Origin of the sequence: Massilia luteola, assembly GCF_034420155.1 — a bacterium.
GTDB classification, from domain to species: Bacteria; Pseudomonadota; Gammaproteobacteria; order Burkholderiales; family Burkholderiaceae_D; genus Telluria; species Telluria luteola.
In genome coordinates, this window is sequence record NZ_JAXOFN010000002.1 from 413,616 (window position 1) to 438,799 (window position 25,184).

At 69.3% G+C, this 25,184-nt stretch carries 23 protein-coding genes; 12 read left to right on the forward strand and 11 right to left on the reverse strand.

Annotation, left to right across the window (positions count from 1 at the left end; genetic code table 11):
- Positions 1-84: 84 nt before the first annotated feature.
- From U9J41_RS04855 to U9J41_RS04870, 4 genes are all read right to left on the reverse strand, one after another.
- Complete coding sequence (locus U9J41_RS04855; RefSeq protein ID WP_322400563.1) at positions 85-1,380, reverse strand: GGDEF domain-containing protein; 1,296 nt, start codon at positions 1,378-1,380, stop codon at positions 85-87.
- A gap of 189 nt (positions 1,381-1,569) precedes the next feature.
- Positions 1,570-2,481 carry an RNA polymerase sigma factor SigJ gene (gene sigJ / locus U9J41_RS04860; RefSeq protein ID WP_322400564.1) on the reverse strand — a complete coding sequence of 304 codons (912 nt, stop codon included), beginning with the start codon at positions 2,479-2,481 and terminating at the stop codon, positions 1,570-1,572.
- A 69-nt stretch (positions 2,482-2,550) separates the two neighbouring features.
- A complete protein-coding gene (locus U9J41_RS04865) occupies positions 2,551-2,928 on the reverse strand; it encodes a hypothetical protein (protein ID WP_322400565.1) in 378 nt (125 codons plus the stop codon).
- Positions 2,929-3,009: 81 nt separating this feature from the next.
- Positions 3,010-5,193 (reverse strand): TonB-dependent receptor plug domain-containing protein, encoded by a 2,184-nt coding sequence (locus tag U9J41_RS04870; protein WP_322400566.1) that lies wholly within the window; start codon positions 5,191-5,193, stop codon positions 3,010-3,012.
- Positions 5,194-5,379: 186 nt separating this feature from the next.
- Here U9J41_RS04870 and U9J41_RS04875 point away from each other — a divergent pair, with 186 nt between their 5' ends.
- Genes U9J41_RS04875 through U9J41_RS04900 form a run of 6 tightly spaced genes read left to right on the forward strand, consistent with a single transcriptional unit; the run spans position 5,380 to position 11,477 of the window.
- Entirely contained in the window at positions 5,380-8,316 is a 2,937-nt protein-coding gene (locus U9J41_RS04875) for a DUF6701 domain-containing protein (RefSeq protein ID WP_322400567.1), read from the forward strand.
- Positions 8,313-8,795 (forward strand): pilus assembly FimT family protein, encoded by a 483-nt coding sequence (locus U9J41_RS04880; RefSeq protein ID WP_322400568.1) that lies wholly within the window; start codon positions 8,313-8,315, stop codon positions 8,793-8,795. The genes U9J41_RS04875 and U9J41_RS04880 overlap by 4 nt, the downstream gene beginning before the upstream one ends.
- Positions 8,785-9,273: a type IV pilus modification PilV family protein gene (locus tag U9J41_RS04885; RefSeq protein ID WP_322400569.1), complete on the forward strand. Its 489-nt coding sequence runs from the start codon at positions 8,785-8,787 to the stop codon at positions 9,271-9,273. The genes U9J41_RS04880 and U9J41_RS04885 overlap by 11 nt, the downstream gene beginning before the upstream one ends.
- Complete coding sequence (locus U9J41_RS04890; protein WP_322400570.1) at positions 9,270-10,151, forward strand: prepilin-type N-terminal cleavage/methylation domain-containing protein; 882 nt, start codon at positions 9,270-9,272, stop codon at positions 10,149-10,151. The genes U9J41_RS04885 and U9J41_RS04890 overlap by 4 nt, the downstream gene beginning before the upstream one ends.
- A complete protein-coding gene (locus U9J41_RS04895; protein WP_322400571.1) occupies positions 10,148-10,621 on the forward strand; it encodes an MSHA biogenesis protein MshP in 474 nt (157 codons plus the stop codon). Before U9J41_RS04890 ends, U9J41_RS04895 begins: the two co-directional genes overlap by 4 nt.
- Positions 10,622-10,631: 10 nt before the next feature.
- Positions 10,632-11,477 carry a DUF817 domain-containing protein gene (locus U9J41_RS04900; RefSeq protein WP_322400572.1) on the forward strand — a complete coding sequence of 282 codons (846 nt, stop codon included), beginning with the start codon at positions 10,632-10,634 and terminating at the stop codon, positions 11,475-11,477.
- Here U9J41_RS04900 and U9J41_RS04905 read toward each other — a convergent pair.
- From U9J41_RS04905 to U9J41_RS04920, 4 genes are all read right to left on the reverse strand, one after another.
- On the reverse strand, positions 11,446-11,604 hold the full coding sequence (locus U9J41_RS04905) for a hypothetical protein (RefSeq protein WP_322400573.1): 159 nt from the start codon (positions 11,602-11,604) through the stop codon (positions 11,446-11,448). The two genes, U9J41_RS04900 and U9J41_RS04905, sit on opposite strands and share 32 nt — an antisense overlap.
- Positions 11,605-11,824: 220 nt before the next feature.
- Entirely contained in the window at positions 11,825-12,235 is a 411-nt protein-coding gene (locus U9J41_RS04910) for a hypothetical protein (RefSeq protein ID WP_322400574.1), read from the reverse strand.
- Positions 12,236-12,310: 75 nt separating this feature from the next.
- Positions 12,311-12,706 carry a nuclear transport factor 2 family protein gene (locus U9J41_RS04915; protein ID WP_322400575.1) on the reverse strand — a complete coding sequence of 132 codons (396 nt, stop codon included), beginning with the start codon at positions 12,704-12,706 and terminating at the stop codon, positions 12,311-12,313.
- 20 nt (positions 12,707-12,726) lie between these two features.
- Positions 12,727-13,590 (reverse strand): protein phosphatase 2C domain-containing protein, encoded by an 864-nt coding sequence (locus U9J41_RS04920; RefSeq protein WP_322400576.1) that lies wholly within the window; start codon positions 13,588-13,590, stop codon positions 12,727-12,729.
- Positions 13,591-13,743: 153 nt separating this feature from the next.
- Here U9J41_RS04920 and U9J41_RS04925 point away from each other — a divergent pair, with 153 nt between their 5' ends.
- Positions 13,744-14,079 carry a DUF805 domain-containing protein gene (locus U9J41_RS04925; RefSeq protein WP_056444344.1) on the forward strand — a complete coding sequence of 112 codons (336 nt, stop codon included), beginning with the start codon at positions 13,744-13,746 and terminating at the stop codon, positions 14,077-14,079.
- Between the two features lie 7 nt (positions 14,080-14,086).
- Here the strand turns inward: U9J41_RS04925 and U9J41_RS04930 are convergent, their stop codons facing one another.
- Positions 14,087-15,025 carry a LysR family transcriptional regulator gene (locus U9J41_RS04930; RefSeq protein ID WP_322400577.1) on the reverse strand — a complete coding sequence of 313 codons (939 nt, stop codon included), beginning with the start codon at positions 15,023-15,025 and terminating at the stop codon, positions 14,087-14,089.
- 96 nt (positions 15,026-15,121) lie between these two features.
- Here U9J41_RS04930 and metE point away from each other — a divergent pair, with 96 nt between their 5' ends.
- The gene (metE, locus tag U9J41_RS04935) at positions 15,122-17,443 is read left to right on the forward strand and encodes a 5-methyltetrahydropteroyltriglutamate--homocysteine S-methyltransferase (protein WP_322400578.1); all 2,322 of its coding nucleotides are present in this window, start codon (positions 15,122-15,124) and stop codon (positions 17,441-17,443) included.
- A gap of 72 nt (positions 17,444-17,515) precedes the next feature.
- Here metE and U9J41_RS04940 read toward each other — a convergent pair whose 3' ends face one another.
- Entirely contained in the window at positions 17,516-19,036 is a 1,521-nt protein-coding gene (locus U9J41_RS04940) for an FAD-dependent monooxygenase (RefSeq protein ID WP_322400579.1), read from the reverse strand.
- Between the two features lie 100 nt (positions 19,037-19,136).
- Positions 19,137-21,929 carry an XrtA/PEP-CTERM system TPR-repeat protein PrsT gene (prsT, locus tag U9J41_RS04945; RefSeq protein ID WP_322400580.1) on the reverse strand — a complete coding sequence of 931 codons (2,793 nt, stop codon included), beginning with the start codon at positions 21,927-21,929 and terminating at the stop codon, positions 19,137-19,139.
- Between the two features lie 218 nt (positions 21,930-22,147).
- On the opposite strand from prsT, the gene U9J41_RS04950 reads away from it, so the two are divergent.
- The 4 genes from U9J41_RS04950 (at position 22,148) to U9J41_RS04965 (ending at position 25,150) form a co-directional block, all read left to right on the forward strand.
- Positions 22,148-22,999, forward strand: a complete 852-nt coding sequence (locus U9J41_RS04950; RefSeq protein WP_322400581.1) for a PEP-CTERM sorting domain-containing protein — start codon at positions 22,148-22,150, stop codon at positions 22,997-22,999.
- Between the two features lie 68 nt (positions 23,000-23,067).
- Positions 23,068-23,613: a Dps family protein gene (locus tag U9J41_RS04955; protein WP_322400582.1), complete on the forward strand. Its 546-nt coding sequence runs from the start codon at positions 23,068-23,070 to the stop codon at positions 23,611-23,613.
- A gap of 117 nt (positions 23,614-23,730) precedes the next feature.
- Complete coding sequence (locus U9J41_RS04960) at positions 23,731-24,525, forward strand: sensor histidine kinase (RefSeq protein WP_322400583.1); 795 nt, start codon at positions 23,731-23,733, stop codon at positions 24,523-24,525.
- Positions 24,518-25,150, forward strand: a complete 633-nt coding sequence (locus tag U9J41_RS04965) for a response regulator transcription factor (protein ID WP_322400584.1) — start codon at positions 24,518-24,520, stop codon at positions 25,148-25,150. The genes U9J41_RS04960 and U9J41_RS04965 overlap by 8 nt, the downstream gene beginning before the upstream one ends.
- Positions 25,151-25,184: the final 34 nt, after the last annotated feature.

Here is a 25,184-nt window from a genome sequence, read left to right on the forward strand (position 1 = left end):
GTGTTGCGCCTGCGACGCGTCGCCGGCGATTTTATGTCACAAATGATTACGGCGCCGCCCGGACGTTGCCGAGGCGGCAAGGCATCAGCCGGTTTGCGCGACCGGCCGCGGCACCGGCCGGATCTGGTTGCGCCCGCCTTCCTTCGCCTCGTACAGCATGGCATCGGCCCGCAGGAACAGTTCGTTCTCGCTGCGGTGCGCCGGAAACGCGGCCAGGCCGCCGCTGAACGAGAAGTGGCGCACGTCGCCCGGCTTGACCTCGAACGCGGCGGCGCCGAACGCCTGGCGCATCGCATCCAGCCGGCGCCAGCCCTGCTCCAGCGTGCAATCCCAGAAGACGACGACGAATTCCTCGCCGCCGAACCGGCTCAGCAAATCGGCCTCGTCCATGCGCGCCGCCAGCGTCAGCGACAGGCGCTTGATGACGATGTCGCCGAAATAATGGCCCCAGGTATCGTTGATGGTCTTGAACTTGTCGATGTCGATGACGCCCAGGCACAGCGGCTTGCCTTCCAGCAGGGCACGGCAGATGAGGGACTGGGTCTTCTGCTGCAGGCCGATCTTGTTCAGCAGGCCGGTCGCGCGGTCCTTGCCGATCAGGTCGCGGCTGATGCGGATCTTGTCGGCGCGGTTGAGCAGCTGGCGCGCCAGCAGGTCGGGATCGTCCATCGCCAGCAGCGCGTCGAATCCGCTGTCGAGCGCGCGCCTGGCCTGGACCGGATCGGCCCGGCGTTGCAGCAGCGTGATCTCGCGCACCGGGTCCGCTTCGATATTGCGCTTGAGCACGCGCACGACGGCTTCCGTCCGTTCGTATTCCACGTCGGTGATGAGGACGATGTCGGGCCGCAGGTCCTTCACGCGCAGGTGCAGCGTCTGCGGATCGGCGTGGCAGACGACGTCGAGGCGCTGCGCACGCAACGCGGCCTCGTCCCAGCCCGGCGGCGCGCCCAGCAGGGTCACGCGCACGACGTCGACGCGCTTCTGCTGCACGAACAGGTTGAACAGCTTGTCGACGAGGACGTCGTTGGCGATCGGTTTTTCCGCATACGCGAGGCAGTTGCTGTCGACGAGGCGCTGCTGCAACGCGAACCGGCCGCCCTGGCGCTCGCTCTGCAGGTACACATAGCGGCGGTCGCCCGGCAGGCGCTGCAACAACTCGCCCAGCAGCAGGGTCTTGCGTGCCGCCAGCATGTCGGACTGCATGTTGTACAGCGCATCGAGGTCGATCAGGTACAGGCTGTCGCCGGCGTCGCGCTCGACGGCCGCCACGAAATCGCTGAGTTCGTGGAAAAAGCAGATGTCGAAGTCGTATTTATGGGCGTGCAGGCGCAGTTCGTCACAATTGTCCTTGATGAAAAAGCGGTGTGACAAGAACAACACATGATTCTTGTATAACGAGATGTCCCCTGCCATGTGTTACACGCCTTCAAGATGGTTGAAGCGGAATGCGTAGCGCCAACCTCCAGTATGCCTTCGTTTGCGCCATGCATAAGTACAAACACCGGTTTTTTTGGCGCTGCGGCCCCGATTTTGCGTGTTATCAGGAAAATACGTTGTGTAGCAACAAAATCAAGCCCGGCGACCGGCCAGGCTGCCGAGCTTGTCCGGATTGCGGACCACATAGATCGCGGCGATACGCCCGTCCTCGATCTGGATCGACGTGACCGCATCGGGCACACCATTGCGCCAGGTCAACACGCCCGGCATGCCGTTGACCGTGACGATGTCGTGCCGGGTGTCGATGTCCGACCATTTGCGCTCGATGCCGGCGACGAGGCGGCCGACCCGGTCCGCGCCGAACACCTGCTTGACCGCCGTCTTGGCCTTGCCGCCGCCGTCGCCCGTGTACGTGGCGTCCGGCGCCAGGAGCGCCTGGACCAGGGCCGGATCGGCCGAGCGCGACGCCTGCACGAAGCGGCCCAGCAATTCGAGATGCAGCTCGCGGTTGATGGCGAACCGGGGCCGCTCCGCGCGCACGCGCTCGCGCGCCCGCTGCAGCACCTTGCGGCAGGCCGCTTCCGTCTTGCCGACCATCGCCGCGACTTCGCCATAATCGAAGTCGAACACCTGGTGCAGCAGGAACACGGCGCGCTCCTCCGGCGCCAGCCGTTCGAGCATCAGCATGAAGGCCGTCGACAGGTCGCCGGCCGCTTCCAGCGCGCTTTCGGGCGACTCGACGGTCTGTTCCAGCAGCGGCTCGGGCAGCCACGGCCCGACGTAGTGTTCGCGCTCCGTGATCGCGCCGCGCAGGCGGTCGATCGACAGCCGCGTGACGACGGTGACGAGCCAGGCTTCCGGCGTGTGCGCGTCGACGACGCCGCCGTTCTGCCAGCGCAGCCAGGCTTCCTGGACGATGTCCTCGGCGTCGGCGCGGATGCCGAGCATGCGGTAGGCGATCCCGAACAGGCGCGGGCGCAGGCGGACGAAGGTGGCGGTCGCCGGGGCGGCGACGGCGGCGGCAGGTGCGGTCGAGGTATCCATATCCATTAGACGGACGGGTAGCCCGTCTTGTGACAGGCCGTCCATGGATTGTAAGCCCGGGCGGCTACGTCAGGTCGACCCGCACGCGGCATCCGACGGCGTGCGGGCATGCGACTTTCCCGGCCGCACCCGCATCGGTGCGCGCGGGGCGTCGAGGCGCACCGGGGTCAGGGTGCCGGCAAAGGGGGGCATCTCGGGGTCGATCTCGACCGGGACGCCCGTGCGTCCCGCGCCCGCGAGAAAGGCGCCGATGGCGATGCGGACGATCATCCGGTTGCCCGGCTCCGCCTTCAGGCTCATCTTCTTATTGAAGTAGAGATATGTACACGACACCCCGGCTGCCGTGGTGATGTCGACTTTCTTCGGCAGGGAAAACCCGTAACGGCCCGTCGCCCACAGCTTGACGACACAGGTCCCGTGCTCCGATGACGAAAAAGTAAAGTTCATGCGGCAATGCTAAACGCCGCAAGACATCTGTACGTTTCAAATTTGTGCCAAACCGTAACGGCTGGAACATCTCTTTCCGCATCACATCTTCATTTCGACGTTCAGGCCGACACGCGTGGCGCCCCGCTGCCAGCCGGCCTGGCGCGACAATCCGCTGGCATCCTCGTACGAACTTTCGGACGTGTTGTCCATGCCGAGGAGGTTGTTGAGCGTCAGCCGCAGCTGCACATGCGGGTCCAGCTTCCAGGCGGCGTATGCGTCGACGTCGCGCCGCGTCTGCTGGCGGCGGCTCTGCGCTTCCGACACGCGCACCCAGCCGCCCTGCTGGTACGCCATGCTGGCGCCGAAGGTGAGCCGGTCGCGCCGGTAGTCGAGGCCGACGTTCGCCGACATCGGCGTCTGCGCATCGAGGCGGTTGCCGGGGCCGGGCACGACGTCGACCTCCGACCAGTTGCGGGTCACGGCGGCGCGCATGTCGAAGCCGGCCGCCGCCGGACTCACCATGCGCAGCGGCAGCTTGACCTCCGCCTCCAGCGCATGCACGCGCGCGCCGCCGTCGTTCAGCGGACGGTAGATCCAGCGGCCGTCCGGATCGAGGTCCAGGCGCGTGCGGATATAGTCGCTGACGAGACGCTGCGTGCCGCTCACGGACACCATCGCGCCCTCGGGCCAGTACTGCTCGAAGGCGACGTCGATGCCGTTGGCCAGCTCGGGCCGCAAGGCCGGATTGCCGCTGGAATCGGGACTGAAGCGGGTGTTCAGCGGCGCCAGGTAGCGGCGCGCCGTCAGCTGGTCGACGGTCGGCGCCTTGTACGTGCGCGTGAGCGCGAGGCGCAGCTGGCGCCCGCTCTTGTCGGGGAATTTGTACAACGTCTGGGCGACGGGGCCCAGCACGTGGCTGCGCGACGCCGTCGCCGCCACGCCGGTCGCCGCGCTGTCCGTGCGCACGCCTTCCCAGCGGCCGCCCAGGTATATGGACCACTGCTTCGTGACGTTCCACTCGTCCTGCGCGAAGGCGGCCAGGCGCGTGACTTCCGGCTGGTAGCCTTCGACGACGTGCGTTTCGGGCGCGTCGTCCTGCTGGTCGCGGCGGTCGCGCGTATCGTCGTTGCGCTGGCGGCTCGCGTCGACGCCGGCGGCCAGCGCGTGGCCGTCGAACAACGAGCGGGTGAACTTGCCGCGCAACGACGTGCGGCGCGGACGGGCCACGGTGTCCCAGTCGCGCGCCAGGTGGTGGATCCGGCCGGCGGAAAAATAGTCGGTGACGTTGTCGTTGTCGTCGCGGCTGCGCTCGCCCGCCAGGGTCAGTTCGAGCTTGCCGCCGCCGACCTTCGCGATCCAGCCGAGCTCGCCGCGCATCATCCATTGATCGCCCGACGTGCGGCCGGGCATGTCGATCCAGTCCGGGTCGCCGAACGCACCCACGAGGACGTCGTTGTGCGACATGCCCGACCACGCGTGGCTGCTGGCCTGCAGGCCGGCCGACAGATTCAGCTCGTTCGCGTCGTCGATCTTCCAGTTCACACGCGGGAACAACACGATGCCGCGGTAGGCGCCGCCGCCGCGGTAATTCGACACGCGCGCCTGCGCGAGCTGGCCGTCCTGCTGCGTCAGGCGGTCCGATCCGCGCGAATAAAAGTCGTTGTGGCCGCCGAACGCCGTGCCGTTCACGAAATACGACAGGCTGCCCACCTTCTCGCCCCACGTCCCGCCTACGGTGCCGCTGCGCTGCAGTGTCGACCGCGTCGCGTTCAGGCGCAGGTCGCGCTGCGGCTTGCTGACCACCTTGCGCAGCACGATGTTGATGGTGCCGGCGATCGCCTGCATCGAATATTCGGCGCTGGCCGCGCGGATCACTTCGATGCGCTCGATCTGGTCCGGCGTCAGCGCGTCCAGCGAAAAGCCGGGCGGCGGGCGGTCGCCGTTCACGAGGATCTGCGTATAGCCGGCGCCCAGGCCGCGCATGCGGATCGTCTTGCCGGTGACCGTGACGCCCGGCGCGCGTTTCAGCACGTCGAAGATATTGTCGTCGCCGTATTTGCGGATCTCTTCGGCGGAGAGCACCGTCTTGCTGGCCGTGTCGTCGCGGCGCGGGTCGTAGTCGGCGGCGGCGCCCTTCACTTCCACGCGCTGGATGGTCTTGTCCTTCTTGTCCTTGCCGGGGTCCGCGGCCCCGGCGTCGCCCTGCGGTGCAATTTGTGCGAATCCCGCGGCGGGGACGAGAAACGCGGCGGCGAGGGCGAGGCGGAGGGCTGTCGGATGCATGTCGAAGTGGTGGATGATCGCGTCAATACGCCGGGCGGTGGCAGTCGATGCGCGTGTTGATTCGATAAACTTACCAATTATGCTGAACCATGCCGGTGCGCGTCAAACACCGGCGTGTGGCGCAGGACGCGCGCGCACTCTTGATTTAGCGAAATGTCCGTTCCACCAAGATATAATCGGGCAGCCATGCTCCTGCGCCGCCTCTATCCGTTGCTGCTCGCCCTGATGCTGTTCGCGGCAGGCGGCCCCGCGTCCGCCGGGACCACGTACACGTTCAACGGCGGCACCGTCGCGGGCTGCCCCCTGGCCGGTGCGATCTATACGTGCGCCAGCCTGCCGCTGACCGGCTGGGACGACGACATGGTGATCGCCAGCGGCTATACGGTGAAGATCACGTCGGACGTCAATTTCGGCTACAACCACAGCCTCAAGATGAGCGGCAGCGCGGTACTGTCCAGCACGGGCGACCTGAACATCGGCGGTATCGCACCCAACGACCTGAACATCACGGGCGGCAAGCTCATCGCGGGCGACACGTTCAGCGTGGGTGCCCAGAATCAGACGCTGACGGCCGACATCCAGGCGGTGACGGCGAACCTCGGCACGGGTTCCACGCTCAACCTCACAGGCAGCGTCACGGCGACCGGCAACGTCAACGTGGCCTCCCACGCCACGATCAACGGCGCCATCAGCGGTGCGACGATCACCACCAACTCGCCCGTCACGCTGAAGGGCGACGTCGTCGCCACGCGGTCGTTCACGCTCGCATCGGGCAGCACCGTCAAGGGCGACGTGACGGCGCCCATCGTCAGCCTGTCCGCGTCGAGTTCCACGGTCACCGGCAACATCACGGCCACGACGTCGCTGCAGCTGGGCTCTTCGGTTGTCGTGACGGGCGACGTCGACGCCGGCACGCTCACGCTCGATTCGTCCGAGGCCATCATCAACGGCAACGCGACGATCGACAGCGGCGTATTCAACTGGCACGGCCGGGTCACGCAGACCGTCTACTGCCGGGGCGGCACCGCCAACGGCAGGTGCGACTGCGTCACGAACAGCAGCGGCTACCCCGTGAACACCGCGAACGGCCCGCACTGCCAGGGCAACGCGGTGGCGCTGGACCACTATCTGATCGCCTACGAACCGACGGGCAGCGTGTGCGCGCCGTCGACCGTGACGATCACCGCATGCGCCAACGCCGCCTGCTCCGCGACGTACGGCGGCGGCGCCAACGTCACCCTCGCGCCGACCGGCCAGGCGGTGTCGATTCCCGCGTCCGGCGTCGCCTCGGCGGCCGTGACGTGGACGCAGGCCGGCACCAACACGCTCGGGGTGACCGGCGCGCCGACCGCATGCATCCGCAACGGCGACGCCGCGCCGGGCGCCGATTGCAAGGTCACGGTGGCCAGTTCGGCGTACACGATGACGACGAACGGCGCGGCGTTCTATGCCGAGGCGACGGCGCCGCACACGACGCCGACGCTCACCCTCGCGGCCGTGCGCTACGACGCCAGGTCGAACGCCTGCGTACCGCTGTTTAACAACACGACGCGCAACGTCAATTTCAAGTGCTACTACGCCAACCCCACGGGCGGCACGGTGCCCGTGCGCCTGAACGGCAAGGCGCTCAACGACGGCACCGTCCCCACCTGCGACAACACCGGACTGACGCTGCCGCTGTCCTTCGATGCCAACGGCAAAACCACGCTGCCCATGCAGTACGCGGACGCCGGCGCGGTGACGGTGGAGGCGACCGACAACGGCAGCGGCAGTCCCGGCAAGGCCAGCGTCACGGCGACGTTCGTCCCCGCGAAGTTCAAGATCGCGCTACCGGGTGCGCCCTATGTGGCGGGCCAGCCATTCGCCACGACGGTCACGGCCCAGAACGACGGCGGCGGCACGACCGGCAATTTCGGCAAGGAGGCGCCGGCCCAGACGGTCAAACTGTCCGCCGCCGCCTGCCGGCCGAACAATAACAACGGCCTGCTCGCCACCACGCCGACGCTCAAGAACGGCGTGGTGACCTTCCAGACGCAGTGGAGCGAGGTGGGCAACATCGATCTCGTGGCGAGCCTCGACGGCGGCAATTATCTCGGCAGCGGCATGGCGCCGGGCACCTCGACGACCAATGTGGCGACAACCGGCTGCACGGGTGCGGCCGGCACGTTCACCCCCGCCTACTTCACGTTCGACGTCGACCCGGCCTGGAAGCGCAGCGCGACCGTCGCGGGCGGTAAGACGCCACAGTATTATTCGGGCGAACCCGCCATCAAGCTGACGGTCACGGCACGCAACCTGCAGAACGGCATCACCCAGAACTACGCCGGCACCATCGCGCACGACCTCGCCTTCACCGCGATCGACCCCACGGGCGGCGCGCTCACGGGCGCCGCCGGCAAATTCAGCCGCTCGACCGGTTATCCGGCGACCGACCTGACCGGCACGGTGCAGGTCCGCGCCGACGACTTCGGCGCCAACAATGCGCCGGCCGGCACGGCCACGTGGACCGGCAGCTTTACGTTCGCCGACCCGAAGACCGCGCAGACGCGCCTGCGCGTGCGCGCGACCGAAGTCTCGTCGCTGCCCTACCCGGCCAGTTCGGCGGCCATTCCGGACACGGTGACGACCGGCGTCGAGCCCACGCTGCTGATCCGCAGCGGCCGCGTGCGCATGCCGAACCGCTTCGGCGGTACCGCCATGCTGCTCAAGATTCCCGTCTCGCTCGAATACTACACGGGCCAGACCTGGGTGCTGAACGCCGAAGACTCGACGACGATCATTTCCCCCGGCGCCGTGTCGGTGGGTACCGGCATGGGCACGATCGCGACCGGGCTCACGGGATTCGCGAACGGCACCGCCACGCTCACGCTGACGCCGTCCGCGGGGGCCAAACGCGGCAGCGTCCCGTTCGCGCTGAACCTGGGGACGACGAGCGCCAACTCGTCGTGCTACGTCGGCAAACAGACGATGACGGCCAGCACGGGCGCGGCCCTGCCCTTCCTGCGCAGCGCCGACCCATCCTGCACCGCGGCGGGCGCGGTGGACCCGTCCGCCCTGGCCACCTTCGGCGTCTATGCGCCCGAGACCAAGCGCATCATCCACATGCGCGAGGTGTTCCGGTGAACGGCCGCGCGCGCGCATCCGGCTTCACGATGGTCGAACTGGTCGTCGTGATGATCCTCATCGGCGTGCTGGCCGCCATCGGCATCCCGCGCCTGCTCGGCGACAAGAACATGGAGGCCGCCGTGTTCGGCGACCAGGTCGTCAGCGGGCTGCGGCGCGCGCAAAAGATCGCGACCGGGCACCGCCGCGCCGTGTGCGCGAGCGTCGGGCCCAAGGCCGTGATCGTGCGCCTGAACGCGTGCGGCAGCGCCGGCGTCGCGCTGACCGGCCTGGACGACGGCGACTTCGCGACGACCGACAGCGTCCTGACCGTCACGACGGCGACCCTGTTCTTCCAGCCGGACGGCCGCATCACGACCGACGCCGCGGGCGCGACGGCCGTCGCCGCCGGCACCATCGCCGTCACGGGTAACCTGAACGGCGCACCCACCACTTTCCGCACCATCCACGTGGAAGGAACGACCGGCTATGTCGAATAGATTCACGCGCCGCGCCGGCGTCACGCTGATCGAACTGATCGTCGCCCTCGTCATCGTGGGCGTGGCGCTGGCGGGCATGGTCGCGGTGTACACGGCCACGACACGCTCCAGCGTCGACCCCGTGATCGTCCAGCAGATGCAGGCGATTGCCGACAACATGATGGAAGAGATCCTGATGAAACCATTCGCGCCACCGGAAGGGTCCACGGTGACGGCGGCGTCGGGCCGGGTCAATTACGACCAGGTGAGCAACTACGACGGCTACGGCCAGGGCCTCACGGGAATCCGCGACGTCGAAGGCAACGTCATCCCCGGCCTGGAGCGCTACACGGTCCTCGTCAGCGTCAAGCAAGCCGCGCTGGGCAACATCCCGAGCAAGGACGCGCTGCGCGTCATCGTGACCGTGACCGCTCCCGCGGCCGACCCGAACCTGCCGCAACCCATCGTGCTGACCGGCTGGAGGACCAACCCATCATGACCCGCCAGCGCGGCTTCACCCTCGTCGAACTGATCGTCGTGATGGTCGTCGTCGGCGTCATCGCCGGCGTCATGGTCCTGCAGATCCGGCCGGCGATGCAGTCGTATCTCGCCATCCGCCAGCGCGCCAACCTCACGAGCCAGGCCGACGCGGCGCTGCGGCGCATCGTCGCGGAAGTGCATGCGGCCGTGCCGAATTCGCTGCGCTACACGTGGGCGTCGCAGCAGGCCCAGTGCATCGAATTCGTGCCGACCGAGGACGGTGGGCGGTTCAGGACGGCGGCGGATTACAGCGATCCCGGCAAGTTCCCGGCGGGCGCCGGCAACGCGATGGTGTCCGACACCGCCACGAACAAGTTCGACGTGCTGACGTCCCTCGGCCCGTCCGTTGCGCAGGGCGACCTGATCGTGGTGGGCAACGTCAACCGCGACGACGCCTACGACGCCACGAAGGTCGGCATCGTCGACTCGGTCGCCGGCCAGACGATGGCCGGCACGCGGATGCTGGCCAGGCATACGATCACGCTCAAGGCGGCAATGACCGTTCCGGCCGGCTACGACGGCGGCCGTTTCGTCGTCGTGCCGCACGGCGAACCGGCCGTGACCTACACGTGCACGAACCCCGGCACCGACGCCAACGGCACGGGCACCGGCACGATCTACCGCGTCACCGGCTACACGCCCAGCACCACGCCGTGGAAGAGCTGCCCGACGGGGCCTGCGATCCTCGTCACCAAGGTCAGCGACTGCAATATCCTGTATCACGAAAGCGAAGGCGCCACGCAGCAGAGCGGCTACCTGCAGCTGCGCCTGGGTCTCGCGGACGGCGGCGAAGCCGCGCGCCTGACGATGGGCGCCCACGTGGAGAACGCGCCATGACGGCCCGGCGCGCCGGCGGCTTCGCCTACATCGCGGCCATCGTGTTCCTCGTCGTCCTGGCCGGTTTCGCGCTCGCGGCGCTGCGCCTGTCCGAGTCGGCGCAGGTCACCGTCAACCAGGCGCTCCTGGGCGCGCGCGCGAACCAGGCGGCCCGCGCCGGACTGGAATGGGCGTTCTACCAACTGAAAGCACCGGGCGCCGCCTGTACGGCAGTCACCGCCGCGCCGCCGGACTTCATCGCCGAAACCGGCTACCGGGTCACCCTGGGGTGCGACATGCAGACCTATTTCGAGGGCCAGACGCCGGCCGGCGCCCCGCTGGAAAAGCACATCTTCCAGCTCGACGCCACGGCCTGCAACATCGGCGGCGCGTGCACCCCCACGAATGCCGGCGTCACGAGTCCGGACTTCATCGAGCGCAAGCGCAGCGCGTCGATCTGCGTGACCGTGGACGGCGCCGACTGCTACTGACGAGGATCCCATGTCGCTCACCGCACTCGACGCACTGCTGACCGACGGACGCTCGCGCCGCATCGAGGGCTGGCGCCGCGGCGCCGTCGAGTTCCTGGTGTTCGGGATCAAGGAAGCGCGCGCGTGCCTGTTCGCCGGGCTGTTTTTCGCGAGCGTGCTGCTGGTGCCGCGCGCGGGCCTGTGCGGCGTGCCGCGCTACGACGTGCTGCTCGTGGCGGCGCTGGCGATCCAGGCGTGGATGCTCACGAGCGGCCTGGAGACCCGCGACGAACTCAAGGCGATCTGCCTGTTCCACGCGCTCGGCTTCGCGCTGGAGGCGTTCAAGACGTCCGGCGGCGTGCATTCATGGAGTTATCCCGACTTCGCGTACACCAAGGTCATGGGCGTGCCGCTGTTTTCCGGCTTCATGTACGCGGCCGTGGGCAGCTACATCATCCAGGCGTGGCGCCTGCTCGACCTGCGCGTGCGCCATCATCCGCCGTACTGGATGGCCGCGCTGGTGGCGGTGCTGATCTACGTGAATTTTTTCACGCACCACGTGCTCGGGGATGCGCGCTGGTACCTGGCGGCCGTCGCGCTCGGGCTGTACGCGCGCACGACGGTCAGCTTCCGCCCGCTGGACCGCGAGCGCCGCATGCCGTTGTTGCTGGGGTTCGTGCTGACCGGGTTCTTCATCTGGCTGGCGGAGAACCTCGGCACGTTCTGGGGATTGTGGCGCTATCCGAACCAGCTGGGCGCCTGGTCGGCGGTGCACGTCAGCAAATGGAGTTCGTGGTCGCTACTGGTCATCATGACGTTCACGATCGTGGCCAACCTCAAGCACGTCAAAGCACGGATACATGTGCCAGAGTCGTGACGCCCTTGGCGAACGCCATGGCGACGGGCAAGGCGCACAGCACGAGCATCACGCCGATGCGCACGCGGCGGGCGCGCTGTTTTTGTTCCGCCAGACGCGAAACGCGGAATCCTGCATCTTTGCTCATGGAAGTCCTCTCATGCGATATGAATTAACCAATCATAATATGGAGCCGGAGAAACCCGCGACACGAATGGTTTCTGGTCGTATCCGATGCTACCCACGCAACCTAAATTGCGCGTGGGTAAAAGATCAGATTACACCTCCGCGCTATACAAATCCATGAGGTAAGTTCACACAAACGCGAATTCCGCAAAATCGTCTGTTTTTTCCCACGTCCGTACGGGTCAGCGGCCCCCGCCGCACGCAACGGCGGCGCCGTTGGCGGCATGCTCGCAAACCGTCGCCTGGCCGCCGCACGCGACGGCGCTGCCGTCCGCCGACTTGTCGCAATAGCTCGCCTGCCCGCCGCAGGCCACGTCGTTGCCGGACGCCGATTTGAGGCAGTAGTTGGCCATGCCGCCGCAGGCGACGCGGCGGCCGTCGGCCGACTGGTCGCAGCTCGTGGCGCGGCCGCCGCACGCGACCTGGCGTCCGTCGGCGGACTTTTCGCACACACTCGCGCCGCCGCGGGCATCCGCCGCGGCCGCCGCGCGCGGATGGCTTTCCGTGGCGATCACGCAGCCGCCCAGCAGCGCGGCCAGCACACCGGCGGACAGCGCGGCACGGCAAGCGGTTTTCCAGTATCTCGACATCATCGAACATTCCTCCGGGTAAAAACGTGCATCGTAACCCGGCGGCACGTCCCCAATTCTCCCGGATTGTCACAACGCTCAGCTGCGGTCGACGACGAGGGCCAGCTGGCCGTCGCGCACGACGAATTCGGATTCGCCGCGCAGCGCCACCCGGGTGCCGGCCGGCGGTCCGCCGGGCAGGTCGACGGCCAATTGCCCGCGCCAGGCGACGGCCGCGACGAGCGTGTCGCCGCGCGGCGCCAGCGCCGTGACGCGCTGTTCGCGTTCGGCGAACAGCGTCCGTGCCTGTTCCGCCAGCACGCGGAAGGCGTCGCGGCCGTCGCTGGCCGCCGTCAGCTGCCCGCCGGACCAGTTTTCGAAGCGCACGTCCGAAGTCAGGGTCTCGAGCATGCCGTCGACATCGAAGGCGTTGTAGGCGGCCACGTAGCGCTCGATGAGCGCCAGGGCCGACGGGGCGATCGTCTGCTGGGTCATGCGGTTCTCCTTGTCGTGGTTCAGGCGAAACGCCAGGCGATGGCGGACGCGTCATCCGCCGTCTTGGCCGCGAGACCGGCGGCCTCCTTGCCGGCTTCGAACGCGCGCAGCTCGTCGAGCAGCGCATCCAGTCCGCGCGCGCGGCAGGCATCGAGCAGGCTGGCGTCCCCGTGCAGGCCGTAGGTGTCGACGAGACGGTACAAGCCGTCGCTGGCGACCAGCAGCAGCGCGCCCGGCGGCGCCGTCGCGCGCGCCGTGCGCGCCGCGAACGGGCCGCGCGGCTCCAGGCACAGCACGGACGGCCGCAAATCCGTATTCTGTTCGTGGCGGCGCGCGCGCAGCATGGGCAGCAGCCGTGTCCAGCGCGCGGCCGGATCGAGGATGCCCTCCGCGACGAGCGCCGCGACGGCCGCCTGCGTCGCCTGTTCCTGCGGATTCTCGAACGGGTCGAGGTCGCGCACGGTGCCGTCCGGCGCCTGCAGCAGGACCTTGCTGTCGCCCAGGCAGAACAGTTCCAGCGCATGGGCGCCGGCCGCATCCGGGTCGCGCACGCGCACCCACGCGAGGGTCGCGATGGGCCAGGCGTACGGCGGCACGTCGGCGCTGCCGCCGGCGGCACGGTACGCGGCGCGGGTGCCTTCCAGTGCTTCCAGCACGAGGGTTTCCTGGCTCGCATCGGCGCGCAGCACGCGGCCCAGGTCGTGGGCGAAGCGGCGCACGAACCAGGCCGGATCGCTGGCGCCGGCCGCCACGCAGCGCTCCGGGGTGAGCGGCGTCGCGCCGTCCATCAGCACCAGGTCCGTGACCCCGTCGCGCTCGAACACGACGACCACGTCCTCGTTGATCCTGCCCTTGCCGGCCGCCGAAGCGAGGCTGTAGCGCATGCGTTCTCCCGGAAGTGTTGTCTCCGTTACTATAAGCGATCGCGGTGACGCACGGATGACCCCGTGTGCGGTGGATATTCGAGAGTTTGTCGTGCGGGATTTTCGCGTACGATGCCAGACAGGCCATTCCCGGCCCGCCATCACGAGGACCCCATGACGTTCATCGAATCCATCCAGACCTGCTTCCGGAAATACGCCACCTTCGACGGCACGGCACGCCGGTCCGAATACTGGTGGTTCTTCCTGTTCAACGTCATCGCCGGCGCGATCCTTGGCCAGGTCGGCACCGTGCCGTCGGTGATCTTCACGCTCGCGATGCTCCTGCCGTCGCTTGCCGTCGCCACGCGCCGCCTGCACGATACGGACCGCAGCGGCTGGTGGCAGCTGATCTGTTTCGTGCCGCTGATCGGGTGGATCGTCCTGATCGTGTTCCTGGCCCAGGAAGGCAAGGCCAACCGCTACGGCGCCGCCCCGGCCTACGCGGTCTGAGGCCCGGTCACAGCAGCCGGATGCCCGGCAGGTTGCGCAGCGACGTCTCGCGCATCACCTGCACGAAATCGTCCAGGTACGCGTCGTCGCGGCCGCCGTCCTTCGACGGCTGGCGCGTGACGGCGTACAGGCGCCCCGTCAGCCCGTCCTGGCCGATGCGCTGCTGCGCCACATAGCCGCGCTGCAGGTAAGTCTGCACGGCCCACAGCGGCAGCGCCGCGAAACCGCGGCCGCTCGCCACCAACTGCAGCATCGCGACGGTCAGCTCGGTCGTCCGGCGCGGCGGTTCCACGCCGGCGGGCCGCAGCACTTGCCGCACGAGATCGAGCATCTCGTCCGGCACCGGGTACGTGATCAAGGTCTCGCCGGCGAAATCCGCCGCGTCCAGGTGTTCGCGCGCCAGCAACGGATGACCCAGCGGCAGGATGGCGACGATGTCGAACTCAAACAGCGGATGCACCGCGACGTCGCGCTCGTCCGCGTCGACCTCGGAGACGATGGCGACGTCGGCCCGGTCCTGGTGCAGCAGGCCGACGGGATCGGACTGGAAGCCCGACACGATGTCCTGTTCGACCTCCGGCCAGCGCAGGCGCAGCGCGTCCATCGACGGCATCAGCCAGTCGAAGCACGTATGGCATTCGACCGCGATGCGCAGCTTGCCGGCGCCATGGCCGCCCAGGCGGGCGACGTCGCGCTCGGCCTTTTCCACGGCCGGGATCACGGCCTGCGCCAGTTCCAGCAGGCGCCGCCCGGCCGGCGTGAACGCGACGGGCGCCGACTTGCGCTCGAACAGCGTCAATCCGTAGAACTCCTCCAGCGCCTTCAACTGGTGCGACAGCGCGGACTGCGTCACGTTCTGCAGCGCCGCCGCGCGCGACACGCTCCCCGATTCGAGGAGGGCCAGCAGGGTGCGCAGGTGGCGCAGGTCGAGGATCGAGGTCGGCATGAGTGGAATTCATCTTTGCAGAAAAATAATTCGTTTGAATTATGCCGGCCGCCCGTCGATGATGACAAGCATTATTCATCCAGATGAGGCAACAACATGATCAAAACTCATATTCTCGGTTATCCCCGCATCGGCGCGCAGCGTGAACTGAAATTCGCGCTGGAGCGCCACTGGCGCGGCGAGATCGACGAGACGGCGCTGGAAGCCGTCGCCGCCGACCTGCGCGCGCGCCACTGGGCCGAACAGCGCGCGGCCGGCCTCGACGTCGTGAGCGTGGGCGATTTCGCCTTCTACGACCAGGTGGCCGACCACGTGCTGCTGTTCGGCTGCGCGCCCGCCCGCTTCGGATTCACCGGCGCCGAGACCCCGCTGCAGCAACTGTTCACGCTGGCCCGCGGCGTCGCGACCGAAGCGCCCTCGGCCTGCGGCTGCGGCCATGCCCACGGCGCCCAGCCGCACGGCAAGCCGGCGCTGGAAATGACCAAGTGGTTCGACACGAACTACCACTACCTCGTGCCCGAATTCGACGCGGCGACCCGCTTCGGCCTGGCGCCGGACCGCCTGCTGGCCCAGGTGGCGCAGGCCCGCGCGCTGGGCCATCCCGTCAAGGTCACGCTGATCGGCCCCCTGTCCTTCCTGTGGCTCGGCAAGGCCAAGGACGGCGCCGACCGCCTCGCGCTGCTGGACGCCCTGCTGCCGCACTACTGCGTCCTGCTGGCGCGCCTGAAGGCGGCCGGCGCCGACTGGGTCCAACTGGACGAACCGGTCCTCGGCCTCGACCTGCCGGGCGACTGGTCGCTCGCGTTCGAGCGCGCCTATCACCTGCTGAACGGCGCCGGCGCGTCGCTGCTGCTGGCCACGTACTTCTCGCCCCTGCGGGAAAACCTCAGCCTCGCGTGCAAGCTGCCCGTCGCCGGCCTGCACGTGGACGGCGTGCGCGCGCCGGAAGAACTGGGCCCGGTGGCGGACTGGCTGCCGGCCCACAAGGTGCTGTCGGTCGGCATCGTCGACGGCCGCAACATCTGGCGCGCCGACCTCGATGCCTGCCTGGCGCGCTTGCGCCCCCTGATCGAGCGCCGCGCCGGCGACCTGTGGCTCGCGCCGTCGTGCTCCCTGCTGCACGTGCCGTCCACGCTCGCGCACGACGCCGCCCTCGACGCCGAACTGCGCACCTGGCTGGCCGGCGCGCGCGAAAAACTGGACGAGCTGCGCATCCTGAAGCGGGCGCTGGACGGCACCGGGCAACCCGAGGATCTGGCGCCGGCCCGCGCCGCGCTGGCCGCGCGCCGGGCCAGTGCGCGCGTCGCCCGGCCCGACGTCGCCGCCGCGCTGGCGGCGCTGCCGCCCGACGCCGACCGCCGCGCCGCGCCGTTCGCGCAGCGCCAGGACGTGCAGCGCGCCCGCTACGCGCTCCCGGCGTTCCCGACGACGACGATCGGCTCGTTCCCGCAAACCGCGGCGATCCGCACGGCGCGCGCCGCCTGGCGCCGCGGCGAGCTGCCCGACGCCGACTACGCCGCCGCGATGCGCGCCGAGATCGCCGACGCCGTACGCGTGCAGGAAGACCTGGGGCTGGACGTCCTCGTGCACGGCGAGGCCGAGCGCAACGACATGGTCGAATACTTCGGCGAACAGCTGGACGGCTTCGCGTTCAGCGCCAACGGCTGGGTGCAGTCGTACGGCTCGCGCTGCGTGAAGCCGCCGATCCTGTACGGCGACGTCCGCCGTCCCGCGCCGATGACGGTGGGCTGGACCACGTACGCGCAAAGCCTCACGGAACAGCCGATGAAGGGCATGCTGACCGGGCCGGTCACCATCCTGCAATGGTCGTTCGTGCGCGACGACCAGCCGCGTGCCCTCACCTGCGCCCAGATCGCGCTGGCGATCCGCGCCGAGGTGGCCGACCTGGAGACAGCCGGCATCGGCATCGTGCAGATCGACGAGCCCGCGCTGCGCGAAGGCCTGCCGCTGCGTGCGGCCAGCCGCGCCGCCTACCTGGACTGGGCCGGCCGCGCCTTCCGCATCGCCGCGAGCGGCGTCGCGGACACGACGCAGATCCACACCCATATGTGCTACGCCGAGTTCAACGACATCCTGCCGGCGATCGCCGCGCTCGACGCCGACGTCATCACGATCGAGACGAGCCGCTCGGACATGGAATTGCTGACGGGCTTCGGCGCGTTCGCCTACCCGAACGAGATCGGCCCGGGCGTGTACGACATCCACTCGCCGCGCGTGCCCACGACGGACGACATGGTGCGCCTGCTGCGCAAGGCGGCCGCCGTCATCCCGGCGGGGCGGTTGTGGGTGAACCCGGACTGCGGCCTCAAGACGCGCGCCTGGCCGGAGACCGAGGCGGCGCTGCGCAATATGGTGGCGGCGGCGCGGGTGCTGCGCGCGGAATCGCGCACCGCGTAGGGTGGACACCCCGCGCCCACGCGTCACGCCGACGTATCGCGCCCGTCACGCGTGTGCACAGGGGTGCACACCCTACGCCGGGCGGATGCCGCGCGTCGTGAAATACGCTTCGAGCGTGTCGCGGTCCGCGGCGCGGTCCACCAGCGCGACGTAGGCATCGGGCCGCACCAGATAGGCCGCGTCGCGCGCGAGGCCGGCCGCCTGGCAGGCGTCGCACCAGTCGTAGCGGTACAGCGCCACGCCGCGGCCCGCGCACCAGGTTTCCAGTGCCGGATGCACGGTGCCGTACACATGCACCTGCCACGCGATGGCGGACAGCGGCTCGTGGTTGTCCGGCCCGCCGTAGCCCGTCCACGGCAGCCGGTCGCCGCCGCGCACGTGGCCGGCGTGGCCCGCGGACAGCGGACTGTCGGGATAATGGATGCCCGTCTGCGACAGCACGCGGAACATGAAGGACCGGATCGGATCGATGCCGTAGGCGGCCGACGCGAACAGCGGCGCGATGCGGGTGCGGACGAAGTCGGCGAAGCCGCCCTCGGCGATCACGAAGGAAAACACCCGGTCCGTCGTCTCGACCAGCCTGCGGGCAAACGCCTTGCGCTCGGCTTCGTAGCTGTCGACGAGGCTGTCCGGCGCGCGGCCCCGCAGCACGTGCGCGAGTTTCCAGGCCAGGTTGACGGCATCGCCGATCCCGGTGTTCATGCCCTGGCCGCCGGCCGGGCTGTGCACGTGGGCCGCGTCGCCAAGCAGCAGCGCGCGGCCGGACCGGTAATGGCCGGTGACGCGGTGGTGCACGCGGTACGTGGAAAACCAGTTGACGCGTTCGATCGTCAAGCCGAGGCTGGCGATGGCGCGCTGGCGCACGTCGTCGAACTCGAGGTCGCGCCCCGGCTTCGCCGCGTCGTCGCGCACGGCGCCGATCAGGCGCGCGCTGCCCTGTTCGTCGTACGCGAACAGCGCGGCGAAGTCGCCGTCTTCCAGCGACAGGTGGATTTCGCCGTTCGCCGACGGCCCCGTCACGTCGACGTCGGCCACATAGAACGTGTGTTCGTAGGTGCCGCCCTCGAAACCGGTTCCCAGCTGATGCCGCACGATCGAATGGGCGCCGTCGCAGCCGGCCAGCCAGGCCGCCTTGCAGACCGACTCGCCCGCGGGGCCGCGCAGGCGGGCGACCACGCCTTCCGCATCCTGCTCGAAGCCCACCAGCTCCGTGTTGCGCTCCACGTGCACGCCCGCTTCTTCCAGCCGGCGCGCGAGCACGCGTTCGTGGCGGTCCTGCGGGTAGATCAGCACGAACGGATACGGGGTCAGCTCGCGCCCGGCGTCGCGGAACGACAGGCGCGCGCGCCGTTCGCCCTTGACCCACATGTTGATGGCCGGGTTGCGCAGGCCGCCCGCCACGATCTCGTCCGCCAGGTCGAGCTGGCGGTACAGTTCCAGCGTGCGGGCCTGCACGGCCATCGCGCGCGAACTGGTGCCGGGCCCCTCGGCGCGGTCCACGATCCGCACCTTCACGCCCTGGCGCACGAGCCACAGGGCCAGTACGAGGCCGGTCGGTCCGGCGCCCGCGATCAATACTTCGGTCTCGTCCACAATCGCCTCCGCTTCACAGAGTTGATGACAGGAAAGCGCCGCCGCATGCGGCGCATCGCAACGATACAGGAGTATGCCGGGCGCGTCGCGCCGGAATCCGTCAGCCGCCCGTCTTCAGGCGCGCGGACAGCTTGCGCGCATCGTCCGCCTGGGCGAACCGCATGTCGCCCGCGAGCAGGCCGTCCAGTTCCTTGCGCGCGCCGTCCTTGTCGCCGCTGGCGGCCAGCGCGGCCGCCAGGTGGTAGCGGATGTCGCGCGCCTTGGGCGCCAGCGCATGCGCCTCGCGCAGGACGGTCACGGCGCGCGCCGCGTCGCCCGCGCCGACGAGGATCCAGCCCAGCGTGTCCATCACGTCCGGCCGTTGCGGCGCGCCGCGCAGCGCCGCTTCGGCCGTCGCCCGCGCGCGCGCGTCGCCCAGCGCCTGGTAGCACACGGCGAGATTGTTCAGCGCGACGGCGTTGTCGGGCTGGCGCCGCAGCACGCCTTCCAGCTGCGCCGCCGCCCGCTTGAAGTCGCCCGCGCCGATCCAGGTCTGGGCGCGGTAGGCCTGCGCGCGCAGGTCGTCCGGGTGCGCCGCCAGCCACTTGCCGAGGCGGCTCTCCGCTTCCGCCACGCGGCCGGCCTCGCGCAGCGCGCTGTCGATCTTGATCGCGAGTTCGTTCGTCACGTGCAGGCCGTAGGCATGCTCGTACGCCGGCAGCGCCGCCGCCGGCTGGTGCTTGGCCATCAGGATGTCGCCCTGCAGCTGGAAGCCGGCCGCGCCGTTCGGATGCTGGCGTTGCATGCGTTCGGCGAGCATCAGCGCGAGATCGGGCGAGCCCTTGCGCACGTACAGCGCCGCGAGTTCCAGCTGGGCCGACGGGAAGTCCGGCTGGATCGCCAGCACGCTCTTGAAGTCGTCTTCGGCCTGCGTCGGGTTGTTCGACAGCAGGCGCAGTGCCGCCACCTGCATCAGCGCCGGCGCGGATCGGGGCAGCGCCTGCGCCAGCTGCTTGTACGATTCCAGAGCGGCCGGCAGATCGCCGCGCGCCAGCTGCGCCTTGCCCTGCAGGTCGAGCAGGTCCGGGTCTTCCGGATGGCTGACCTGCAGGCGGCGCGCCAGTTCCAGCGCCTTGTCCACCTGCTTCGTGCGCAGGTATTGCCCGCACAGTTCGACGCCGGGGCCGATCGCACGCGGGTCGACGGCGGCGGCCTGTTCGAGCCAGTGCGTGACCTGGGCCTGGTCGTGGGCCCGCCCGGCCAGCGCCGCCAGGCCCGCCATCGCGTCGATACTGGCCTTGTTCCGGCCCAGGAAGGCCACCAGGATCCGGCGCGCCTCGTCCGGCCGCTGCGCGTCGAGTGCAAGCTGCGACAGGCCCGCGGCGGCGCGATAGTAGGACGGATCGAGCGCCAGCGCCCGTTCGAAGCTGGCGCGCGCCGCGTCGGGCTTGCCCTGCGCCGCCAGCACCTGGCCCTTGAGGGCGTGCACCAGCGGCTTGCCGGGCTGGGTGCGTTCCAGCGCGAGCGCCGCGTCCAGGGCGGCGTCGCGCCGGCCCAGCCTGAGGTTGGCCTGCACGAGGGCCTCGCCGGCTTCGAGCGAATTCTTGTCGAGCGTCGTCGCGGCCTGCAACTGGCGCACGGCGTCGTCGGTCGCGCCTTCGCCCAGGCGCGACAGGCCCAGTCCCGTGCGCAGCGACGCCGACGCCGTATCGAGCGCGCTCGCGCGGGCAAACAGCTCGGCCGCCTGGCTGAAACGGTGCGACTGCATGTCGGCGTCGGCGGCCAGTCCCAGTACCTGGGCGTCCAGCTGGCGCGCGTCCAGCATGGGTTCCAGCACGGCGCGCGCGTCGTCCGCATGGCCCGAGCCGATCAGGGCCTGCGCCAGCATCTTGCGCGCGTACACGTTGGCGGGATTGCGCTCCAGGTAGCGGCGGAAGTATTGCTCCGACTGGTAATACGACCCGAGCCTGAGATCGACGGCACCGGCCAGCAGCACGCTGGGCATGTGGTCGGGCACGGCCTTGAGCACCTTGTACAGCACGTCGCGCGCCGCATCCGGCTTGTCCGTCGAATAGTCGAGCAGCGCCTGGGTATAGCCCACCAGCAGGCTGGCGGGTGCGGCCCTGGCGGCCAGGTCGAGCTCCGCCTGCGCCAGTTGCGGGCGGCGCAGGCCGATCGCCAGGTAGGCTTTTTCGACGTGGGCCGTGCGGTGCTGCGGGCTGACGGCCAGCACGCGGTCGTACAGCGCCAGCGCCTGTTCCGGTTGCGCGCCGGCGCGCACGAGGTCGGCCTTGAACATCAGCGCATCCACATTGCGCGGATCGCGCGCCAGCACGCGGTCCGCGTAGCCGTGCGCCGCGTCGCCATGCCCTTCGACGATCGCGAGCCGGCCCATGCCCACGAGGGCCGCCGGGTCGTCCGGATGCTGCGCCAGCACGTGTTCGTACGCGGCCCGCGCCTCGTCGTTCCGGCCCAGCGCCAGCCAGGCGTCGCCGCGGGCGGCGCTCAGCGCCGGGTCGTCCGGCCCGCCCCTGGTCTCGTCCAGCGCCTTCCGGTGCTGTCCTTCCATCACGAGCGCGGCGGCCAGCGCGGCCAGCGCCGGGCCGCGCGCGTAACCCCGGTCCAGCGCCTGCCGCGCTTCCTTTTCGGCCGTCGTGCTGTCGCCGAGGTCGAGGTAGGTCCGGGCCAGCAGGTAGCGCGTCTCCGTGTTCGCCGGTTCCGCGTCGAGGGCGTTCTTGAGGACGATGAGCGCGCCCCGGAAATCCCCCTGGCTGCGCAGTTGCACCGCGTGGGCGCGCTGCTGGGCGGCGGTCGGCCGGTTGCAGGCGGCCAGCGGCGCGGCCAGGACGGCCGCCAGCAGGACGGTCGCCAGGCGGGTGGCGCGGCGCGGGTGCGCGGGAGGTCGGGTCGGCATCGGTGATCTTGATATAAATTAATCGCCTATTTTCGTGGTGCAAGCCGGAATAAGGCAAGCAAAACCCGCCGGGCATATCGGCGATACCACGGTGTACTTTTTGGTTGCAAAAAAATCACACTCCTTATTGATATTAAATAATTTATTTACAAGTTAAGTTTATCTGTGGCATGATTGCGTTTGAAACTGGTCAACGTGCGAATATTTGAGGAGAGTCTGTGAACAACGCGCTCAAGCTGGCCGTCGCGGCCGCATGCGTCCTTGGCATCGGCCACGCAGGCGCCGCCACAATCCTCGATTCCGGCACCACGGCCTACTACGGCGCGGACAACAAGGGCGCCTCCGACAGCATCGGCGGCAGCACCTACGACATTTCGCAGGCCGCGATCGCGCGGGCCGGCGACGTCCTGACCATCACGATCACGACTGCGTTCGCCGGCAAGGCGGGCGTGAACTCGACCTGGGGCAGGGACCCGCTGACGGGCGCGACCGGCAAGGGCATCGGCTACGGCGACGTCTTCCTGTCGGATACGTGGAACGCGGCCGGCACGAGCAGCAACCACTACGCCACCGACAACGCGACCAAGGGCACCGTCTGGGACTACGGCTTCGCGCTCAACAACCGCTGGAGCAATACGGGCGGCACGTTCAAGCTGTATGCGCTGAACGGCGCGACGAACGCGCAGAACATCCTGAATTCCAACAGCTACATCAGCTGCGGGACCTCGTGCAACTACCGCGAGAACCAGGAAACGGCGGTCAACGCCAAGTCGGCCTCGGTCGAGGACACGGGACTCGCCGGCACCTGGGCCGTCACCGTCAACCGGAGCAATCCGGCGCAGAGCGCCCTCACCTTCAAGATCGACCTGAGCGGCTCCGACCTGCTGGACTACAGCTCGTTCGCGATGCACTGGGGCGAAACCTGCCAGAACGACGTCATCGAGGGCCTGGCCAAGAACGTGCACGTACCGCTGCCGGGCACCGCCGCCCTGCTGCTGCTCGGCCTGGGCGCGCTCGGCGCCGCACGCCGCCGCGGCGGACGGGCGCTGCCGCCCGGCGCCGCTGCCTGATCCTTGGATCAGTGTCCGCGCCGCGCGGCGCGGATAGACTCGGGGTGTCATCCTTTTGCGAGAACCCCATGGACCACTCCCCCCAAGACAATGCCGGCATCGTGCAGGAATTCGGCGCGCTGGCGCCCGTGCGCATCGGCCTGCCCGAACAGACCCGCTCGCAGGGCGTGCGCGCACTGAACCGCCTGCTGGCCCACACGATGGCGCTGCGCGACGCGTACAAGAAGGCGCACTGGCAGACGTCCGGCGCCACGTTCTACGAACTGCACCTGCTGTTCGACAAGCACTACGAAGAACAGGTGACGATCATGGACGCCCTCGCGGAACGCATCCAGACGCTGGGCGGCGTCACGTTCGCGCTGGCGGGCGACGTGGCCGGCGAATCGTCGATCGCGCGCGCACCGCGCGGGCGCGAGTCGGCCCATGCCCAGCTGGAGCGCCTGGCCGCCGCGCATGAGACGATCCTGCTGGACGCCCGCCCGCTGGCACGCCAGGCGGCCGACGCCGGCGACGACGGCAGCAACGACCTGATCGTCAGCCAGGTCGTACGCGCCAACGAACTGCAAAGCTGGTTCATCGGCCAGCACCTGGCGCTGCAGGCGGAACGGGGCTGACGGCTCGCCCCGGCATATCCGTTCGTATAGCTGGACCCGGCCCGCCATCGTCCCGACAATGCGTGTGGCGGCGCGACATTCCCGTGCGCGCCGCCGATCACCGGACGAGGAGCCGCCATGACCACCCACCCGCCGCCACGCGCGCCCAGCCTCGAGCCCGACCGGCAGGCGCGCCTGGCCACGATCGGCCAGCTGGCCGCGTCGATCGCCCACGAAGTCGACCAGCCGCTGGCCGCCATCGCCCTGCACGCCCACGCCGCCCTGCGCTGCATCGAACGCGCCCAGGCGCCCGCCCAGGCCCATGCCGCGCTGTGCGCCGTGCTGGACGCGTCGCGCCGCGCGAGCGCCATCGTGCACAGCGTGCGCGCGCTGGCGGGCCCGGTCCGCACCGGCCACGGCGACTGCCGCCTGGACGCGGCCGTGGACGACGTGCTGGCCGACTACGCGGCCGACCTGCGCCGCCACGCCATCGCTTGCCGCGTGACCCTGGCGCCCGGCGCGCGCACGGTGAACGCGAATCCGGTGCAGCTGCGCCAGCTGCTGCGCAACCTCGTCGGCAATGCGGTCGACGCCCTGCGCACCCAGACCGGCAGGCCGCGCCGGCTGGCGATCCGCGCCCGCGCGAGCGGCGGCGGCACGGTCGTCGTCACCGTGCGCGACAACGGTGCCGGCATCTACGCTGCGACGGCATCCGATGCATTCGACCCGCTCGTCACGACCAAGGTGCACGGCCTCGGCCTGGGCCTCGCGATCTGCCGCGCCATCGTCGACGCGAACGATGGCCGCATCTGGCTCGACGCCAATCCGGACCACGGCTGCACGGCCGGCTTCGCGCTGCCGCGCGCCCGCCATGCGCATGCCTCTACCCCTGCGCATGCCGCCACGATCACCGGCGAGGCCGCCTGTGGATGACCCGCACCCCATCACGCTGCTGATCGCGGACGACCATCCGTTGATCCTGGCCGGCCTGGCCGCGCTGGTCCGCCTCGAGCCGGCACTGGCGCTGGTCGGCGAAGCGACCGACGCCGTCACGGCCGTCGAACACTACCTGCGCCTGCGGCCGGACGTCATGCTCGTCGACCTGAACATGCCGGGCGGCGGCGGGATCGAAGCGATCCGCAGGATCCGTGCCCTCGTGCCCGACGCCCGCATCGTCATCCTCACCACCTACGACGGCGACGAGGACGTGCACCGCGGCCTGCTGGCCGGCGCCAGCGCCTACCTGCTCAAACAGTCGGGCCTCGACGAGGTCGTGCTGTGCGTGCGCCAGGTGGCCGCCAACCGCCGCTACCTCGCGCCGGGCCTGGCCGAAAAACTGGCCGGGCGCGTGGACGGCAACCGCCTGTCGCCCCGCGAACTGGAAATCCTCGCGCACCTGTCCGCCGGCATGAGCAACAAGATGATCGCCCGCGCCGAGAACATCGGCGTCGGGACCGTCAAATACCACGTCAACAACATCCTCTCCAAGCTGAACGTCTCGTGCCGCACCGAAGCCGCGTGCGTGGCGGCGCGGCGCGGATTGATCCACACGTACTGAAGGGTCCGCAGAAGTCGAGACTTCGGGGTCAGAG

Coding starts and splice junctions, on each gene's coding strand:
- sigJ (WP_322400564.1), bottom strand. CDS start 2,481: ATGGATACCTCGACCGCACCTGCCGCCGCCGTCGCCGCCCCGGCGACC.
- U9J41_RS04865 (WP_322400565.1), bottom strand. CDS start 2,928: ATGAACTTTACTTTTTCGTCATCGGAGCACGGGACCTGTGTCGTCAAG.
- U9J41_RS04870 (WP_322400566.1), bottom strand. CDS start 5,193: ATGCATCCGACAGCCCTCCGCCTCGCCCTCGCCGCCGCGTTTCTCGTC.
- U9J41_RS04875 (WP_322400567.1), top strand. CDS start 5,380: ATGCTCCTGCGCCGCCTCTATCCGTTGCTGCTCGCCCTGATGCTGTTC.
- U9J41_RS04885 (WP_322400569.1), top strand. CDS start 8,785: ATGTCGAATAGATTCACGCGCCGCGCCGGCGTCACGCTGATCGAACTG.
- U9J41_RS04890 (WP_322400570.1), top strand. CDS start 9,270: ATGACCCGCCAGCGCGGCTTCACCCTCGTCGAACTGATCGTCGTGATG.
- U9J41_RS04895 (WP_322400571.1), top strand. CDS start 10,148: ATGACGGCCCGGCGCGCCGGCGGCTTCGCCTACATCGCGGCCATCGTG.
- U9J41_RS04900 (WP_322400572.1), top strand. CDS start 10,632: ATGTCGCTCACCGCACTCGACGCACTGCTGACCGACGGACGCTCGCGC.
- U9J41_RS04905 (WP_322400573.1), bottom strand. CDS start 11,604: ATGAGCAAAGATGCAGGATTCCGCGTTTCGCGTCTGGCGGAACAAAAA.
- U9J41_RS04910 (WP_322400574.1), bottom strand. CDS start 12,235: ATGATGTCGAGATACTGGAAAACCGCTTGCCGTGCCGCGCTGTCCGCC.
- U9J41_RS04915 (WP_322400575.1), bottom strand. CDS start 12,706: ATGACCCAGCAGACGATCGCCCCGTCGGCCCTGGCGCTCATCGAGCGC.
- U9J41_RS04920 (WP_322400576.1), bottom strand. CDS start 13,590: ATGCGCTACAGCCTCGCTTCGGCGGCCGGCAAGGGCAGGATCAACGAG.
- U9J41_RS04925 (WP_056444344.1), top strand. CDS start 13,744: ATGACGTTCATCGAATCCATCCAGACCTGCTTCCGGAAATACGCCACC.
- U9J41_RS04930 (WP_322400577.1), bottom strand. CDS start 15,025: ATGCCGACCTCGATCCTCGACCTGCGCCACCTGCGCACCCTGCTGGCC.
- metE (WP_322400578.1), top strand. CDS start 15,122: ATGATCAAAACTCATATTCTCGGTTATCCCCGCATCGGCGCGCAGCGT.
- prsT (WP_322400580.1), bottom strand. CDS start 21,929: ATGCCGACCCGACCTCCCGCGCACCCGCGCCGCGCCACCCGCCTGGCG.
- U9J41_RS04955 (WP_322400582.1), top strand. CDS start 23,068: ATGGACCACTCCCCCCAAGACAATGCCGGCATCGTGCAGGAATTCGGC.
- U9J41_RS04960 (WP_322400583.1), top strand. CDS start 23,731: ATGACCACCCACCCGCCGCCACGCGCGCCCAGCCTCGAGCCCGACCGG.